The organism is Streptomyces sp. NPDC058086 (assembly GCF_042885015.1).
GTDB lineage: Bacteria > Actinomycetota > Actinomycetes > Streptomycetales > Streptomycetaceae > Streptomyces.
Window position 1 is genome coordinate 41,193 of sequence record NZ_JBHVST010000073.1, and the last position, 16,035, is coordinate 57,227.

Here is a 16,035-nt window from a genome sequence, read left to right on the forward strand (position 1 = left end):
CAAATCTAGTGGTTGAAAAAATCTACCAGTCGCGCCTAATCTTCAACCATGACTCGTGCACCGTCGAAACCGCTCGTGCTCGTCGCATTGCTGACGGCCTCGTTCGTGATCAACCTGGACACCACTCTGGTCAACGTGGCGCTACCGACGCTGACGCGTGAACTGGGCGCCTCCACCGCGCAGTTGCAGTGGGTCGTGGACGCCTACAACCTCGTATTCGCCGCCCTGCTGCTGACCTCGGGAAGCCTGTCCGACCGCTTCGGCCGCAAGGGCATGCTCATGGCCGGTCTGGTGGTGTTCGGCGTGGCCAGCTTCGTCGGCGGGTACGCCACCTCCCCGGCGGAGCTGATCGCGGCCCGGGCCGTGATGGGTCTGGGGGCCGCAATGACGTTCCCGGCCACGCTCTCCCTGCTCACCGGCGTCTTCACCAGCCGTAGAGAGCGGGCGTTGTCCATCGGTCTGTGGGGTGCGACGGCCGGTATGGCCATCGCGCTGGGGCCGATCGCGGGCGGCTTCCTGCTGGAGCACTACAGCTGGTCGAGCATCTTCTACACTCTCGGCCCGGTGTCACTGGCCGTCATCGCCCTGGTCGCGCTGTTCGTCCCCAGGGCTCGGAATCCCGTCCCGCACCGCCTGGACTTCCTGGGCCTCGTCCTGTCCGGCGGATTCATGGGGCTCCTCGTCTACACCATCATCGAGGCCCCGAACCGTGGCTGGGCATCGGCGGCGTCGCTCGCCGGGTTCGCCGGCGCCGCGCTCCTGCTGATCGGGTTCATCGCCGGCGAGCGCCGCACCGGCCAACCGATGCTCGACGTACGGCTGTTCAAGGACATGCGCTTCAGTGCCGCCAGCGCCGCGGTCACGATCGCGTTCTTCACTCTCTTCGGGTTCATCTTCCTGATGACGCAGTTCTTCCAGTTCGTCCGGACGTACAGCCCCCTGTCCACCGGCGTCCATCTGCTACCGGTCGCGGTCTCCGTCGCCGTCGGATCGACCCTCGGGACGCGGCTGGCGGTCCGTGTCGGCACCAAGGCGATCGTCATGGCCGGGCTGGCCCTGCAGGCGATCTTCTACTTCTGGGTCGCCGGCGACATATCCCCGACCCTCAGCTACGGGATCATCGCCGTCCAGATGGTCGTCTACGGCCTGGGCATGGGCCTGACCTCCGCGCCCGCGACCGAGTCCATCATGGGAGCGGTCGCAGCCGATCAGGCCGGCGTGGGGTCCGCCGTCAATGACTCGACCCGCCTTCTCGGCGGAACCCTCGGCGTCGCGGTCATCGGCAGCGTGTACGCCTCGCTCTACGGCACTCGACTCGACGCCACCCTTCCCGCGGCACTGCCCCACGCGCTGACGGATCTCGCCCATCAGTCCGTCGGGGCGGCGTTCGGCGTCGCCGGCCAACTCGCCGCCCAGGGCCGGCCCGCCCTGGCCGACGACGTACGTCAGGCCGCGACCGGCGCCTTCGACCACGGTCTCAGTGTCGGATGCGTCGTGGCCGGAGTCGTCGCGGTCGCTGGTGCGCTGCTCGCCGCCCTCTTCCTGCCCGCTCACCCTCCGCAACAACCCGAACCGGCGTACCAGCCAGCCCAGTTGGCCGACATCACCAGCGACTGAAAGGACCCGGTGCCATGACCTACGGAGAAACCGCCGTCAACCAGACCATCGACCGACTCCTGAGCGACCATCGCGATCTCGATGCCTCAGCCGACGGAGCCCTGGACAACCTCGACCAGTTCCACATCGGCGGCGCCGACGCAGTCGAACGGCTCATCCCCACCCTCGCCCTTGCACACGGTGATGTCGTCCTGGATGTCGGCTCCGGATTCGGCGGACCCGCACGCCAGATCGCCCGCCGCACCGGCAACCACGTCGTCGGCCTCGACATCACCCCGGCCTACGCAGACGCCGCACGCGACCTCACCGCAAGGGCCGGACTGAGCGACATCGTCCAGTTCCACGCGGGGGACATCGCCAGCCTCCAGCCCGATCCTGCCTTCGATGCCGCGCTCACCATGCACGTCCAGATGAACGTGCGGGACAAGATCACCTGGTTCCGTCACATCGCCGAACGCCTCGCCCCCGGCGCGCGACTGGCCGTCTGGGAAGTCTGCCAACCACACCAGGCCGCCCTGCCCTGGCCCATGCCCTGGTCACTCGACGGCACCGACAGCTTCGTCGTGTCCGCCGAGACACTGCTCGCCTGCGTCGAGGGGGCGGGCTTCGCCACCACCGAATGGACGAACGAGTCGACATGGGTCCAGGAATGGATCGCCAAGACCTTCGCGAACGGCCTGCCCGCAGGACCCGCACTACCGATGCTCCTCGACGACGGCTACACCCGCGTCATCAACTACACCACCGCGCTCGCCAACGGCTCCCTTGAAGTCTGGCGCGGCTGTTTCACCAAGGACGCCCGCTAAAGCCTCTTCCAGCTGCCCGTGGGCGGGGAGCTGGAACAGGCTTTAGCACTACTACGGGCGAACGATCAGATAGAAGTTCGTCTCAGCGCCGTGTCCTTTGGGCCGGACAAAGGCCACCGTCAATGAGAAAGGGACACGCGAAATGCGAACCTACAGCCACCCGCGCTCCGCCAGGCGCCGGGCTTTCGACCGCAACCCCTCGACCTTCGCCGGCGTCGCCCCAAGGCCCAGCTCCACCGCGATCTCCTTGGCCCGAAGCGGCCCGTGACCCGTGGACCGCTGATAGTCCGGCGCCAGAGCCGTCACCGGCAGCTCTTCCCGCCAGGGCGGCACTGTCGAGCCCGGCACCGGCGCGAGCGACAGTGCCGCTTCCTCCTTTGCCTCTGTCGTGGTCACGGCAGTGGACTCCGCCGCAGAGACTGCCAGGGCCTCGACCAGTTCCTCCCGCGCGATCACCCGCCGGTCGAGCTCGATCTCCGCGGCCTCCAACACCTCAGCCAACCGCGCGACTTATTCTCCGCTTCATATCGGCTGCACTTATGAAGTGGCCATGAGACTTGCAGTTCAGGGGCTTCACTCGTTTGGGTGGCTCGGGCGGTAGTCCGGGTCACCCAGGGGGTGTCACCCGCGGAGCATATGGCCCGTGACTCCCGGACGGGCGCTCAGCGCCTCGTCTCGTACCTGGTCAGGATCACGCCGCCGGGAAACGTCCGCGTCTCCACCAGGTTCAGGTTCACCCAGTTGTCCAGCGCGGTGAAGAACGGCGTGCCGCCACCCACCAGGACCGGCGCGGTGGCCAGCACGTACTCGTCAATCAGCCCGGCCCGCATGGCCGCCCCGGCGAGCGTCGCGCCGCCGATGTCCATCGGGCCGCCGTCCTCGGCCTTGAGCCGGGTGATCTCGGCGACCGCGTCGCCGGTGACCAGGCGGGTGTTCCAGTCGACCTTGTCGATCGTCGAGGAGAACACCACCTTCGACATGTCCCTCCAGCGGCGCGCGAACTCGATCTCCGCCGGGGTGGCGCCCGGCTGCTGGTCGCCGGTCGGCCAGTAGGAGCTCATCGTCTGCCACAGCTTGCGCCCGTACAGCGACAGGTCGGTCGCCTGCAACTGGTCGGACCAAAACTGGAACAACTCGTCGCTCGGCACGCTCCAGCCGATGTCGTCGCCGGGCGCGGCGATGTAGCCGTCCAGGGTCAGGTTCATGCCGTAGATCAGTTTCCGCATGGCGCCAGCCTTCCGTGAGTCGGTCTCACGCGTACAGACCGGCGCGGCGCGGGAAACTCATCGGTGCGTGATCCGCGGTGCCCGCCGCCCCGACGGCACCCAGGTCCACCTCCTCGCTGTGATGACCCGAACCGGCCTGGTCACCGCCCAACGCGAGGTCGGTTCCAAGACCAACGAGATCACCGTCTTCCGGCCGATGCTCGCCGAACTCGACCTGGCCGACACCGTGGTCACCTACGACGCCCTGCACTCCGAGACAGCCCACGCCCGCTTCCTGGTGGAGAAGAAAGCTCACTACATCGCCGTGATCAAACGGAACCAGCCGCTGCTGCACCAGCAAATGAAGCAGTTGCCCTGGCGGGACGTTCCGCTGCTGGGCAAGACCCGCGCCACCACACACGGCCGCGACGAGATCCGCCGCGTCAAGACCGCCACGGTCGCCTGCGGCCTCGCCTTCCCCCACACCGCTCAGGCCGTGCAGATCGTGCGCCGCCGCCGGACGGTCACCACCGGCAAGGTCACCTTGGAACGCGTCTGCGCCGTCACGGACCTGACGGCGCAGCAGGCTGATGCTCCCGAGATCGCGCACCGCGTGCGCGAACACTGGGGCATCGAGAACAAGATCCATCACGTGCGCGACACCGCCTTCGCCCGGGACGCCTCGCGCGTGCGGACCGGGACCGCGCCCCGGGCCATGGCGGCACTGCGTGACCTGGCCATCGGCGCCCTCCACCTCACCGGCTGCGGCAACATGGCCGCCGGCCTGCGCAAGCACGGTCGGCATCACGAACAAACAACTCGCGGACGCCTACTTACGGCGCGTGGTGATCAACACGCGCACGGAGTGGTGGCGGTCCGGCAAGCTGAAGGCAGTACTCACCGAGCGTCTCCCAGACTCGTCGGTTGAAGACTCCACCGAGCAACACGCCAACCGCGCGATGCTGATGGACGGCCTGAAGGAGCTGGCACCCAAGCAGCGCAGCGTCGTCGTGCTTCGATACTGGGAGCAGATGTCCACGGAAGAGACGGCCGTCGCCCTCGGCATAGCGCCCGGAACCGTCAAGAGCACACTGCACCGGGCGCTCGCCCAGCTCTGCCAGGAGCTGCAGCACCGTGACCCCGACTCGCCTTCAACAACAGCCGGCACTGCGAACCCGCCCACCGGCCACCAGCCACGATCCCTGCGCCGGACGCATCGCATCGCCTCTGCACACGGACACGGGGGTAGTCATGCCACCCGCACAGCGGTCCGTTCACTCCAGGCCGGTGGAGCGGGAGGCGGCGCAGGACCGGTCGCGGGCCCAGCGCTTGAGGTCGCCGACGCGGCAGAGGAGTTCGGCCGGGCAGCTTGTCTGCCAGACGTCGCGCGTGGCCCCGTCATCGCGCGCGTGAAGACACCCGAGGCGCCGATCCCCTCGCCGTCCCCTGGCCGGCCTGCCCCACCCACCAACCTGGACCTGTCCGCCGACAACCAACAGCGCCATTCCACCGTCTTTTAGTACGACAAAGGCTGGGGGGCGAGGATGAACTGGCCCAGGCTCATGGGCGTCACGGCGGCTGGTCTCGCGCTGTGCGGGTGCGCCATGTCGGCGTGTACACCCGGAGCGAGGCAGAGTCCGGGCGTGTCCGCGACCAGGGCGGACAAGACCCCGGACAACGCCGCGAGCACGTCTACCGCCACGCACCGCAAGCCCGTGCTGATCCTGAACGGCCAGCTCGACGCCCGCCCTGGGGAACTGGTCGACATACGAATCGACGGCATCAGCCGCACCCAGGGACGCGACGGGGTGACCGCCGACTCGCGCGCGTTCGCTGCACCCGCACGGATGCGATGGCAGGACGGGGTCTACTGGACCGTGGCGACCCTCGCGATGACGGACAGGCCCGGCTGGTACCCGCTGTCGGTCACCGTCGCAGGCCACACCGTGGCCCGCGACAAGGTTCAGGTCGTGCGCTCCGAGCGCCCGTCGTTCACCGTGCTGGCGTCGTCGAGGGTGACCCGCCCCGGGGAGTCGGTGTCGCTGCACTTCGACGACCTGTACCCAGGTGAGCGGGGCACCGATTTCACCGTACGGTCCGCAGCTCTGCCCAGGCCCGTGCGTCTCGTCCACGACACCACATACGACTTCTACAACCCTCGGGCCTTTTCCGCCCAGCCGGAGCTCAAACCCGACCTTGCGGATGGCCCATACACCTTCGAGCTGTACGGTCCGCACGGCCACGCCATCACCGCAAGGGGCCTGACGGTCCGAGCGTCCCGTCCAGGCGAACCCGACTACCTCGGCAAAGCGTACGGCCCCGACTTCTACGACCCACACACCGGCGGTCCCGACAGCGGTCACGGACACGACTTCAAGGTCCGCCCCGGAGGGCGGGTCTCGGTCGTATGGCACGACAAGGAACCGGATGCAGGCGAGGACACACGGCTGACCGCCACCTCACCCGCGTTCACCCACGTACTCCACCTCAACCGCGACTCCAGCAAGAGCGCCGACGGCGATGACCCCCGCTACTTCAACACGGCCACCGTCCGTACCGACATCAAGCCGGGCCGCTACCCCGTGACGGTTGTCGCCCACCACGGCCGCGTGAAGAAGATCGGCTACTTGATGGTGACGGCCCGGTAGGTCGCAAGCTTGAGGCCGAGGGCATCGGGTGGAGGCTGCGCAAGTGCTGGGCGAGCATGTCGCCGTAGCGGTCGGCGTAGTGGATGCCTTCGACGACGACGTGGTACCCGGCATCCAGGGCGTAGCGGGCCGTGAGCCCAATCAAGCCGATATTCGCGGCTCCTGACCGGTCCCGCTCGCGCAGCACGATGCGGCGAAGGTTGTCCTGGCCGACCAGGGCCGGGCCGCAGCCGAACTTCTCGCGCAGGTCGGCCGCGACGGACGACTTTCCCGAGGCGCTGGTGCCGCGCAGGATCACGAGCCGGGTTTCTTCGCTGCCCACCATCACGGCGGCCACGCTACCGACGGCCAGTGACACCGCCTGGGGCGTTTCGTTGAAGCCGGACCGTCACACCTCACGCCAGCGGCGCGCCGGGCTCTTCCGGGCCGGACGCACCGCCGTCTCATATACGTAGTGTGCGTGGCGTGCTCAGCCAGAACGTCCCGCGCGGCGAAGTCGTCCTGAAGCCGTGCCACCAAGCGGTCTCCGCTGCCGCCTGCCACATGGAGTTCGCACCCAGAGGTGGCGCGTCGGCCGCGGGAGAGCCGGGCGGTGATGTCGGACGACATCCCCTATGCGCAGGTCGCGGCGCAGGCGGCGCCTGATCCCGGCGTCGGCGCCCCGGGGTCCCGGGTGCCCGTTCCTGCAGGTCAGAACCGGCGCCCGCCGCCTCGGCCGCCGTCACGTCATTCGTGCCAGTCGACCACTCCGACGTGCTGTGATGAGCCTCACCGCAAACATGAGGGCCCCCTCGAGTACGCTGGGGCAACGCCGAACATGAGGGTCCCCTCCGAATGATCCTCGCAGTTCAGCACCCGGCCGATCCGGATTCCCCGGATCACGGACAGGACGGCCGCCCGGTCAACGGAGTCGCGGCACATCACAAGGAGATAACCATGAACAAGTGGATCAAGCGCGTCTCGACCGCTGTCGCTTCTACGGCGCTGGCAGGCGGAGCCCTTCTCGGAGTCAGCAGCACGGCGTCAGCGGCGACGGCCTCGGCGCCCGGGGAGCACACACAGTCCGCGAGCACCGCCTTCACCACCAGCGGCAACCGCGCGGACGGATACCAGAGCGCTCACCACGAGGCACAGGACGACAGCTGGGGCGCACCCCGCGGCTGGTACACGAACGACGACCGACAGGGCCACTACGGGCAAGAGCGCTGGAACGGTAACCACGTGTACGTCTGGGACGGGTACCGCTGGGACGAGGCAACGACGTGGCACCGCGTCAGCGCCGAGCGCTGGTACCTGGACCAGGTCGCGTGGTACGCGGACCAGCGCTGATGCGGCCGCAGGCCGGCACGGTCGGTTTGACCGGCCGCAACGACGCGGCTTTGGGCTGTGCCGTTGCGACTCGTCAAACCGACCGCCCGCCGAGCCGACATCGAGCGCGAGCCGGTGAAATCGCCCCCCGGCCGAACGGGAACAACACGCGGGAGCCGTGTGTGCTGCTCCCGCCCTCCGGCGCTATTGGTCGCGCTGGCGCTACCGCCGCGCCCCGCGTCTCGAAGCACACGGGGAGCCATCGCAGTGCCGGGCGAGCGGGAACACGTGAAAGTGAGGGACAGTGAGATCGGTCAGAACCGTGGCACACGAGCTGCCCGTGCGGCTCGTCTTGTCGCACGACCTGTCGGTATCGATACGTGCAGAACTGGGGTACGAGGCGGATGATCCCTATGCCGTGCGTGCCCTCTTCCACACCCTGGACCAGAGCGGAACAGTCGAGTGGCTCCTCAGTCGCGACATGTTGGCTCAGGCTCTGAGCGAGCACACCGGGCACGCAGACGTGCACATGTGGCCGACCAATGACTCGGGACGCGATGTGGTGCGCATGGTTCTCAGTTCGCCTGCAGGATCGGCCCTGCTCGAGTTCCCCGCGCAGGGCGTGGAATCCTTCCTGCGCGAAACGTGGTCCGCAGTGCCGCCGGGGACCGAATCCAGCCGGTTCGACCTGGACGCCGAACTGGCACAGCTGCTGGCGGGAAGCTGAACGCCTCCCCTGGATGGTGACTCCCCCGTGGGACTGAGGGCCCGGATGCCGACCGCGGCACCGGGCCCGCCGCATGTCCCGCTGTGTGCCGTGCACCCGACGTCTTATGCCCGGTTGCCCGACATCGTCAGCCGCGGCTCATGCCTTCTCGCGGCACTCGCGGCACTCCTCCTCGGGGCACTCGAGAGTGGTGAGGGTCTGGTCGACCTGCTGGTGGGTCAGCGGGGGTTCGGGCAGCTCGTGGGCGCCCTCGGTGCGGAAGGCGTCGAGCAGCAGGTGGAGGTGGCGGCGCCAGGCGTTGGGGGCGACGGCACGGGTGGCCTGGATGATCCCCACTTGGGACCAGATCACGAAGACGACGTCCTCCGGAGTGACATCGTCACGCAGGACGCCCTGCTCCTGGGCGTTGCGGAAGATCTGAGCGAGCAGTTCCTTCGTGCGCTCGAACATTCCCCTGCCGAGCGCGTGGACGGGCAGGCGGGCCGAGACCAGGTCGTTGAAGGCGCGGTCACAGGCCTGCAGTTCACAGAGCTTTTCCAGGTAGGAGCAGAACCCCTCCCAGGCGTCCTCCATGGCCGCGGCCTCTTCGGATGCGGCCAGCAGATCCGTGAACTTCGCGGTGAAGAGCTCTTCGACCAGGTCGAGCCGGCGGGGGAAGTGCCGGTAGACCGTGCCGATCGCGACGCCCGCCTCGCGGGCAACACCCTCCAGGGAAGCGTCCAGCCCCTGCTCGGCGAAAGCCTTGCGGGCAGCGGCCACGATCGCGTCCCTGTTGCGCTGCGCATCGCGGCGCAGCGGTTTGGCCGGCGCCTGAGGCGCGGACAGGACGTGCTGGTGACTCATACATCCAGACTAACATGAGGGACCCCTCAAATTAGATTGTGATCGTGCTCACGGTACGGACGGAACGTGGCCAGAAGCACGCACGCACGGCGCGCCGAAGACGACGAGACTCCGGCTCAGACCGCCAGGACCAGCTGGGTGATGGCCCGCCGGGTTCTCCGTCCGGCACCGGCCGACCAGTGAAAGCGTCCGCCGGCAGCTGTCACGGAACGCCTTGTCCACGAACTGCTGGTGGTCGAGGCCGCACTGTCGGTGTGCGCAGCCTTCGTCCGTCTCGCCGCCTTCCCTCTCCCTGGGGTCGCCGCTCCACTACCGATCCGGGCCGTCCCGCCCGGTGGCTGCCGTCGGCGTCCGAGTCGTCGTACGAGCTATGACAGGGATCACAGCGCCACTGGTCGGCCTCAGGGGAATGCATGCTCAGTCATGTTGTTTGATTTGCATGCGAAGTCATGTATCAGCAGGGAGCACAGCATGCAGTTCGGCATCTTCGGGGTCGGTGACATCTCACCCGACCCGACTACGGGGCGTACCCAGAGCGAGGCGGAGCGGATCGGCAACCTGATCAAGATCGCCCGGCGGGCCGACGAGGTGGGCTTCGACGTCTTCGCCCTGGGCGAGCACCACAATCCACCGTTCGTGATGTCCTCGCCACCGGCGCTGCTCGCCCACATCGCGGCGCTGACGGAACGGATCATCCTGAGCACCGCGGTGACCCTGATCACGACCAATGACCCGGTGAAGATCGCCGAGGACTACGCGATGGTGCAGCACGTCGCCAAGGGGCGGCTCGACCTGATGCTCGGACGCGGGAACACCGTGCCCGTGTATCCGTGGTTCGGCAAGGACATCCGCCAGGGTGTCCCCCTCGCCCTGGAGAACTACAACCTGCTCCACCGGCTGTGGCGCGAGGACGTGGTCGACTGGGAAGGACAGTTCCGCACCCCGCTGCAGGGCTTCACCTCCACCCCGCGCCCGCTGGACGACGTCCCGCCGTTCGTGTGGCACGGCTCGATCCGCAGCCCTGAGACCGCCGAACAGGCGGCGTACTACGGCAACGGGTTCTTCGCCAACCACATCCTGGCCCCGAACTTCCACTTCAAGCCGATCGTCGAGCTCTACCGGCGACGGTACGAGCACTACGACCACGGCACCGCCGAGCAGGCCATCGTCGGACTGGGCGGCCAGGCGTTCGTCGCCAAGCGCTCCCAGGACGCGGTCAACACCTATCGGCCCTACTTCGAGAACTATCCGGTCTTCCGCGGCTCGAAGCTGGAGGACTACATGGCGGGCACGCCGCTGACCGTCGGCAGCCCCCAGGAAGTGATCGAGAAGGTCCTCACCTTCCAGGAGGGCTTCGGGGATTACCAGCGCCAGCTCTTCTCGGTCGACGCCCTCGGCCTGCCGGTCGACATGGCGCTGGAGCAGGTCGAACTGCTGGGTACCGAGGTGGTGCCGGTGCTGCGCAAGGAGATGGCGGCCCGCCGTAAGCCCGGTGTCCCGGACGCCCCGACGCACGCTTCCCTCATCAAGGCGAAGTACGGCGACGCCGAGCCGCGTCAGCCGCGCCCGAACCCGAACCGAGGCGACAACCTGTCGGGCACCTCGCCGTACCAGGACAGCGACCCGGCCGTCGAAGCCAGCTTCCCGGCGGCGTTCTGATGGCCGGCGTCAGCCGACTGGCGAACGAGGCCTGGGAGGCGATGTTCCGGGCCCAGGCGACCCTCGCGCGAGAGTTCGAGTACGAGGGCGACTGGGGTGGCTTCCCGCCGCGCGAGTACGGCGTGCTCTACGCGCTGGCCGGAGCGAGGGACGGCTTGCGGATCACCGACCTGATCGACGACGCTCTGCTCACCCAGGCGGGGGTGTCCCGGCTCGTCGCCCGCCTGGAGAAACGAGGGCTCGTCGAACGGCGGCCCGATCCCGACGACGCCCGCGCCTGCCGCATCGTTCTCACCGCCGAAGGCCGTGAAGTGCAACGGCGCCTCGGCCGCGCACATGCTCGGCATGTCACGGCCGCGATGACCCGGGCCCTGACCCGCGAACAACTGGAGACGCTGCGTGAGCTCGGCCGCGCACTGGTCGCCGCGGCCCCGGCCTCTGCCGCCCACCGCACGAAGGCACCCACGAGGGACACCGCATGAACGACCTCGCCCCCGCCGCGACCTCGGTGACGATCACCGTCGTCAACGCCGGTGTCAGCGATCCGTCCTCGACCCGGCTGCTCGCCGACCGCATAGCACAGAAGACGGTCGACACCCTCGGGGCGTCGGGCACGACAGCCACCGTGCGCTCGCTCGACCTCGGCCCTCTCGCCACGGACATCGCGCAGAGCATCGTCTCCGGCATGCTGAACCCGAAGGTGCAGTCGGCCATGGAACTGCTCGCCCGGGCCGACGCGGTCATCGCCGCCACCCCGGTCTACAAGGCGGGGATCAGCGGCCTGTTCAAGTCGTTCGCGGACCTGATCGACAACGACCTGCTCATCGCCAAACCGGTCGTTCTCGCCGCGACGGGCGGAAGCGCACGACACGCCATGGTCGTCGACGACCAGCTCCGGCCGCTATTCGGGTTCCTGCGCACCATCCCGGTGCCCACCTCCCTGTACGCCGCACCCGAGGACTGGGCGTCGACCGACCTCGGCAAGCGCATCGCCCGAGCCGCACAAGAGCTCTCCGTCATGCTGCGCAGCGGAGCCGGTCGGCAGATCGCCGACAGCAACTGGAGTGACTACGACCACCAGTTCGGCGGCAACGCCACACGAGCGCAACGGTCCCTGGACGACGTCGACTTCACCACCGATCTCATGCGACTCGCCAGCGGCGGAAGCGCACGCCCTCAAGGTGGTGACCGGGCCGATGTACGTTGACGCACCCGCCCCGGAAAGGGGACAGGCGGGATCCGAGCGAGCAGCCCGACGCGCGACGGTGGTGGTCATAGGAGGCGGACAGTCGGGGCTCTCGGCCGGCTACCACCTCAAGCGGCGCGGCTTCGCCAGCGCCCTGACCGCCTCCGTCGGCTCCGACAACGACCGGACCTTCGTGGTCCCGCAACCTGCCCCGGACTTTCCAGGTGACAGTGGGTCAGAGGTCGAACTCCAGGTGCTCGATGTCGGTAAGGCGGACCTCCTCCAGCTGGCCGGCGCGGCGGCCGCTGTCCTGGAAGTACACCTCCTTGAGCGCTTCGGCGGCGATCTGCTGGAGCTGCTGGTCGCTGGCGCCTTGCTCCTGGGCGCCGAAGAGGCGGGCAGCGTACTGGGGTGGCAGCGCGACCGTCAGGTGCCGCAGCCGGTCTTCGTCAGTCGTGCCGATCGGCGCGGTGTAGCCGATCCGGGCGCGGGTGTCGATGACAATGCCGCCGGTGCTCGCCGCCCTCTGCCGCGCCTTCGCTCGGATCTGCGGCTGCCACCGCTTCATCACCTCGTTCTCCAGACGGGCGGCGAGGTCCGGGCGGGGCTTTTTGATCTGGTCTTTGACGTACCGCTCGACCGTGCGCTGGGAGATACGCAGCATCTGGGCGACGGCCCAGGTGCCCTTGAGCTGCTTGACCAGGTACCGCATCTGCGCGGGCGCGCTCTTGGGCGCCGGACGCGTGAACGCCTTCTGCACCGCGGCGTCCAGGCCGTCCCCGAACATGCTCATCACGCTCTACCTACTCCCCGTTGTCGGCGTCGGTGACGGTGCCGTCCTTGATGTACCGGGCGAGGTTGAGTTCCGGGGCGTCAAACTGCTCGCGGACGCCCTCGCCCCACAGCACGCTCTGGGTGCCCTCCCACTTCACCAGGCCGGGGTTCACGCCGAGCTTGAAGCCGCCCGGCAGCGGCTTGCCGTCCCGGTAGGGCAGGAAGTCCAGGGGGCTCTCGCCGTCGGCCGCGTACACGACGCAGTCCGAGAGGATCGCCACCGGGTACTGCCCCGTGAACGCCGCGTGCTTGACGAGCTTGCGGTGCAGGTTGATCCGCGTGCGGGAGATGACCGCCGCGCGGATGTCCGGCCGCCACGTCGGGCGGGACAGCGCCCGCCACGGCTGGCCGGGCTTCCAGCCCTCGCCACGGGGCCGCTCACGCAGCTTGCCCAGGCCGCCCTTGACCGTCGCCTTGACCGCCGAGACAACGAGCGCCAGCTGAAGGTCGCGCTGCCGGTAGCCGTCCATCGCCGTCAGGAAGTCGGCCGGCGACAGGTCCGCGCCGACGCCTAGGTCGGCCATCGTGGCGAGGTAGGCGTCACGCAGCCGGTTGTACCAGCCGTCCAGGTAGCGGCCGTTGTCGTAGCGCACCCACGCCTCGACCGGACGTACGTCGTAGCCGATCTCCTGCGCGTAGGCCACGGTCGGCGTGGCGTACCAGGCCGGGCCTTCCGGTCGCTCGCCTTTCGGTGTGAACGGGCTGGGCAGCAGACTCGCGTCCAGGTCCGCCCACTTGTCCTTGCCGACCTTCACACGGGACAGGTCGACGTGCGACAGGTCGACCAGCCACGAGCCGGGCAGCTTCGAGTCGAACACCGGCTGCTTGACCTGTGTCGGCTCGCCCAGCCCGACGACCAAGCCGTTGGCTCCGGCGGCGAAGGCCATGTTCACGTCGATGCCGACCAGGTGCCGCAGGGTGCACTCGGCATCGGTCATCGGCCGCGCCCAGTCGTATGCCTCCTCGAACAGCTTCTCCGCCGGGCCGCGCACGTGGAAACGCGGCAGGCCGGCCAGGAGCGGGTGCCCGTCCGGGGCCTCGCACGGCGCGCAGTCGACCGGGTCCTTGCCCAGCGAGCCGGGGTTGTGCTCGGAGTGCCGCTTGCCGTCGGCGCCGGGCTCGGAGGCGCGCGTCGGCGGGTGGAAGGCGGTCATCAGCTCCAGGCCGGTCACGGCGGTGGAGCCGCGCGGCGTCATCACCCGGGACGCGTACACGCCCAGGAGCCGGGCGAGTTCCGCTGGCGCCAGCTGTGCGGCATGGCCCCAGTGGCGGGTGTCGAGCGCGTTCCAGGACGGGATGCACAGCTGCACGCACATCCGCTCGGAGCCCTGCGCCGCGCGGTAGATCCGCGCCCACGGTCCGAACCCGCGCTTGGTGAGCTTCCACTCCGCGCGGGACAGCTGCTTGATGACCTTGTGGCCCTCCGGGATCCGCCCGGCGAGCCTCTCGTCCTCGGTGAGGGCGGCGGGCAGGCCGTAGCGCTCGAGTGCGGCCTCGGTGAGTACGAGCAGCGGGTCGGCGTCCTTGCCCGGCCCGGACAGCTTCGGCTGCCCGAGGCTGGCCTCCTTGAGGGTCCAGTCGACCAGGGCCGGGATCGACTTGGCGGGAACGTCCAGGACCAGACCGCCGACGCAGTACGCCAGCACCTGACCGTCTGTGTCAACGTCGATGACGGCGAGCGGCCCGTTCTCAAAGCGCAGGTCGTCGTCGGCCTCCACAGAAACAGGACCGGCCGCCTTCCCCGTCGGCCGCCGGGACAACGGCGTCCCGGTCCTCGCCGGGCGGGCAGCGTGGCCGGAGCGCTGCAAAACGCCCGACTTCGCGGCGACCGGCACGCTTTGCGGACCTGTGCCCGCGAGTCCGGGGCGCGAGGGGGCGGGCGGGGCGGGCGGGGCCGGCGGGCTGGGCGGGAAGCCGGGATTGCTGTCAGGAGGCAAGGCGGGCTGCGGGTAGCGGTGGGCGAGACCGTCGAGCAGTCTGCGGTATGCCTCCAGGCGCTCCCCCTTCGGTTCGGCCCGGCCCGCCTCCCACGCGGTGATACTCGGTACGCGCACACCCAGCGCCTGGGCGACGGCTGCCTGGGTCAGACCGGCCGCCTCCCGCAACCGCACCCGCTCGGTCGGAGAGGGCAGCACAGTGCCGCCGTCGACCGCGGCAAGGAGTGAGTCGACAGCCGAGAACAACTCGTCGGGCTGATGCGTCATCTGCGTTTCTTCCTACTGTTACCGGACGCCCTGGCGGATCTCTTCGAGCCGCGTCATCAGCCGCTGGTAGCGCTGGGAGGCTGCCTGGGAGGAGTTCAGGCCCTGATGGACGGCGATCTGCCGCCAGTCCATGCCCCGGCGCCTCGCCTCGATGACCACCTGGGTCTCCAGCCGGTCCAGCTCCTCGCGCATGTCCTCGAACAGGCCCAGAGCCGCGCCCACATCATCCGGGATCACGCCCGGCTGCTGACCGTGGATGCTCTGTTCGCCGACGGCCGCCAGCAGCCGCCCCACGAGCGATACGTCCTGCTCGACACGGCGCGCGGCCGTGGTGTCGTCCCCGGGTGCGGGGGCCAGTGCGGACAGGCGGTCACGGGCCTGCTGGCGGGAATCACGTGGCATACCCTCACCGTATCGCACCCCGGCAATGAAACAACGATTCATTGTTTCATTGACGACAGAGAGAGCTGTGTCGGCTCAGCTCCCCACACGCTGGTCCGTCCCGTCGCCTGTTGGCTCCGTGGCAGGGCTCGGTTCCGGGAGGCGGCAGATGGGAACGGTGCGACGGCTGTGCTGCGGCCCGGCATCTGCCACCGGCGTGGAACGGGGGAATACCGCTGCCGTTTTCCCGCCTAAGGCTCCCCGAATGTCCCCGCGGGCGGGTGCAGCGCCCGCACGCCGGCGTGGGTGGTGAGGATGCGGTGGTCGCAGTGGCGCAGCAGACGCGCCAGGTCGACGGGGAGTTCGGCGTGGTGCACCACGGTCACGTCCGTGCCGGTGGTGCGGTGCAGGGCCACCAGGTCCGCCCATAGGCCCCATCCGATGCGGTGCGCGCGCAGGACGGTCAGCCGGCGTACCGCCCCGGCTTTCAGCATGATCTAGCGCGGAACCCCGGGTGTTCACGACTCCGTTGGGAAATCCGTAAACCGGTGATGATGAGTGTGCCGGGCTGCCATGATCGGTCTGTTCGCTGATCGAGGGTGGGGCTGGATGTCGCT

General features: G+C 68.9%; 15 protein-coding genes and 3 pseudogenes. 10 read left to right on the plus strand and 8 right to left on the minus strand.

Annotated features, from left to right (window positions below; all coding sequences use genetic code 11):
* The first annotated feature begins 48 nt into the window (after positions 1-48).
* Positions 49-1,617, plus strand: coding sequence for a DHA2 family efflux MFS transporter permease subunit (locus ACFVWD_RS39575; RefSeq protein WP_389602825.1), 1,569 nt, complete (start codon positions 49-51; stop codon positions 1,615-1,617).
* Positions 1,618-1,631: 14 nt separating this feature from the next.
* On the plus strand, positions 1,632-2,423 hold the full coding sequence (locus ACFVWD_RS39580; RefSeq protein WP_389602826.1) for a class I SAM-dependent methyltransferase: 792 nt from the start codon (positions 1,632-1,634) through the stop codon (positions 2,421-2,423).
* Between the two features lie 150 nt (positions 2,424-2,573).
* Here the strand turns inward: ACFVWD_RS39580 and ACFVWD_RS39585 are convergent, their stop codons facing one another.
* Both ACFVWD_RS39585 and ACFVWD_RS39590 read right to left on the minus strand, forming a co-directional pair.
* Positions 2,574-2,924: a hypothetical protein gene (locus ACFVWD_RS39585; protein WP_389602827.1), complete on the minus strand. Its 351-nt coding sequence runs from the start codon at positions 2,922-2,924 to the stop codon at positions 2,574-2,576.
* A gap of 161 nt (positions 2,925-3,085) precedes the next feature.
* On the minus strand, positions 3,086-3,649 hold the full coding sequence (locus ACFVWD_RS39590) for a dihydrofolate reductase family protein (protein ID WP_389602828.1): 564 nt from the start codon (positions 3,647-3,649) through the stop codon (positions 3,086-3,088).
* Here ACFVWD_RS39590 and ACFVWD_RS39595 point away from each other — a divergent pair.
* The 3 genes and pseudogenes from ACFVWD_RS39595 to ACFVWD_RS39605 form a co-directional block, all read left to right on the plus strand.
* Positions 3,648-4,358: pseudogene (locus ACFVWD_RS39595) on the plus strand (ISAs1 family transposase); the annotation flags it as partial. The gene ACFVWD_RS39590 and the pseudogene ACFVWD_RS39595 sit on opposite strands and share 2 nt — an antisense overlap.
* A gap of 70 nt (positions 4,359-4,428) precedes the next feature.
* Positions 4,429-4,776: pseudogene (locus ACFVWD_RS39600) on the plus strand (SigE family RNA polymerase sigma factor); the annotation flags it as partial.
* 456 nt (positions 4,777-5,232) lie between these two features.
* Positions 5,233-6,276 carry a hypothetical protein gene (locus ACFVWD_RS39605; protein WP_389602839.1) on the plus strand — a complete coding sequence of 348 codons (1,044 nt, stop codon included), beginning with the start codon at positions 5,233-5,235 and terminating at the stop codon, positions 6,274-6,276.
* A 16-nt stretch (positions 6,277-6,292) separates the two neighbouring features.
* Here the strand turns inward: ACFVWD_RS39605 and ACFVWD_RS39610 are convergent.
* Positions 6,293-6,601, minus strand: a pseudogene (locus ACFVWD_RS39610) (kinase); the annotation flags it as partial.
* 611 nt (positions 6,602-7,212) lie between these two features.
* On the opposite strand from ACFVWD_RS39610, the gene ACFVWD_RS39615 reads away from it, so the two are divergent.
* Together ACFVWD_RS39615 and ACFVWD_RS39620 are read left to right on the plus strand one after the other, a co-directional pair.
* Entirely contained in the window at positions 7,213-7,605 is a 393-nt protein-coding gene (locus tag ACFVWD_RS39615; protein WP_389602829.1) for a hypothetical protein, read from the plus strand.
* Positions 7,606-7,906: 301 nt separating this feature from the next.
* A complete protein-coding gene (locus ACFVWD_RS39620; RefSeq protein WP_389602830.1) occupies positions 7,907-8,311 on the plus strand; it encodes an SsgA family sporulation/cell division regulator in 405 nt (134 codons plus the stop codon).
* A 138-nt stretch (positions 8,312-8,449) separates the two neighbouring features.
* Here ACFVWD_RS39620 and ACFVWD_RS39625 read toward each other — a convergent pair whose 3' ends face one another.
* Positions 8,450-9,154 (minus strand): TetR/AcrR family transcriptional regulator, encoded by a 705-nt coding sequence (locus ACFVWD_RS39625; RefSeq protein ID WP_389602831.1) that lies wholly within the window; start codon positions 9,152-9,154, stop codon positions 8,450-8,452.
* A 471-nt stretch (positions 9,155-9,625) separates the two neighbouring features.
* On the opposite strand from ACFVWD_RS39625, the gene ACFVWD_RS39630 reads away from it, so the two are divergent.
* From ACFVWD_RS39630 to ACFVWD_RS39640, 3 genes are read left to right on the plus strand one after another with little or no spacing between them, the layout of a single operon-like run.
* Positions 9,626-10,813: a CE1758 family FMN-dependent luciferase-like monooxygenase gene (locus tag ACFVWD_RS39630; RefSeq protein WP_389602832.1), complete on the plus strand. Its 1,188-nt coding sequence runs from the start codon at positions 9,626-9,628 to the stop codon at positions 10,811-10,813.
* Entirely contained in the window at positions 10,813-11,295 is a 483-nt protein-coding gene (locus ACFVWD_RS39635) for a MarR family winged helix-turn-helix transcriptional regulator (protein WP_382046232.1), read from the plus strand. The genes ACFVWD_RS39630 and ACFVWD_RS39635 overlap by 1 nt, the downstream gene beginning before the upstream one ends.
* The gene (locus ACFVWD_RS39640; RefSeq protein WP_389602833.1) at positions 11,292-12,020 is read left to right on the plus strand and encodes a CE1759 family FMN reductase; all 729 of its coding nucleotides are present in this window, start codon (positions 11,292-11,294) and stop codon (positions 12,018-12,020) included. The genes ACFVWD_RS39635 and ACFVWD_RS39640 overlap by 4 nt, the downstream gene beginning before the upstream one ends.
* A gap of 214 nt (positions 12,021-12,234) precedes the next feature.
* Here the strand turns inward: ACFVWD_RS39640 and tpg are convergent, their stop codons facing one another.
* From tpg to ACFVWD_RS39660, 4 genes are all read right to left on the minus strand, one after another.
* Complete coding sequence (gene tpg, locus ACFVWD_RS39645; RefSeq protein ID WP_389602834.1) at positions 12,235-12,792, minus strand: telomere-protecting terminal protein Tpg; 558 nt, start codon at positions 12,790-12,792, stop codon at positions 12,235-12,237.
* A gap of 10 nt (positions 12,793-12,802) precedes the next feature.
* On the minus strand, positions 12,803-15,037 hold the full coding sequence (tap, locus tag ACFVWD_RS39650) for a telomere-associated protein Tap (RefSeq protein WP_389602835.1): 2,235 nt from the start codon (positions 15,035-15,037) through the stop codon (positions 12,803-12,805).
* 18 nt (positions 15,038-15,055) lie between these two features.
* Positions 15,056-15,439 (minus strand): hypothetical protein, encoded by a 384-nt coding sequence (locus ACFVWD_RS39655; RefSeq protein WP_389602836.1) that lies wholly within the window; start codon positions 15,437-15,439, stop codon positions 15,056-15,058.
* A gap of 230 nt (positions 15,440-15,669) precedes the next feature.
* Positions 15,670-15,912: a hypothetical protein gene (locus ACFVWD_RS39660; protein WP_389602837.1), complete on the minus strand. Its 243-nt coding sequence runs from the start codon at positions 15,910-15,912 to the stop codon at positions 15,670-15,672.
* Positions 15,913-16,035: the final 123 nt, after the last annotated feature.

Coding starts and splice junctions, on each gene's coding strand:
- ACFVWD_RS39575 (WP_389602825.1), top strand. CDS start 49: ATGACTCGTGCACCGTCGAAACCGCTCGTGCTCGTCGCATTGCTGACG.
- ACFVWD_RS39580 (WP_389602826.1), top strand. CDS start 1,632: ATGACCTACGGAGAAACCGCCGTCAACCAGACCATCGACCGACTCCTG.
- ACFVWD_RS39590 (WP_389602828.1), bottom strand. CDS start 3,649: ATGCGGAAACTGATCTACGGCATGAACCTGACCCTGGACGGCTACATC.
- ACFVWD_RS39605 (WP_389602839.1), top strand. CDS start 5,233: ATGTCGGCGTGTACACCCGGAGCGAGGCAGAGTCCGGGCGTGTCCGCG.
- ACFVWD_RS39615 (WP_389602829.1), top strand. CDS start 7,213: ATGAACAAGTGGATCAAGCGCGTCTCGACCGCTGTCGCTTCTACGGCG.
- ACFVWD_RS39625 (WP_389602831.1), bottom strand. CDS start 9,154: ATGAGTCACCAGCACGTCCTGTCCGCGCCTCAGGCGCCGGCCAAACCG.
- ACFVWD_RS39630 (WP_389602832.1), top strand. CDS start 9,626: ATGCAGTTCGGCATCTTCGGGGTCGGTGACATCTCACCCGACCCGACT.
- ACFVWD_RS39635 (WP_382046232.1), top strand. CDS start 10,813: ATGGCCGGCGTCAGCCGACTGGCGAACGAGGCCTGGGAGGCGATGTTC.
- ACFVWD_RS39640 (WP_389602833.1), top strand. CDS start 11,292: ATGAACGACCTCGCCCCCGCCGCGACCTCGGTGACGATCACCGTCGTC.
- tpg (WP_389602834.1), bottom strand. CDS start 12,792: ATGAGCATGTTCGGGGACGGCCTGGACGCCGCGGTGCAGAAGGCGTTC.
- tap (WP_389602835.1), bottom strand. CDS start 15,037: ATGACGCATCAGCCCGACGAGTTGTTCTCGGCTGTCGACTCACTCCTT.
- ACFVWD_RS39655 (WP_389602836.1), bottom strand. CDS start 15,439: ATGCCACGTGATTCCCGCCAGCAGGCCCGTGACCGCCTGTCCGCACTG.
- ACFVWD_RS39660 (WP_389602837.1), bottom strand. CDS start 15,912: ATGCTGAAAGCCGGGGCGGTACGCCGGCTGACCGTCCTGCGCGCGCAC.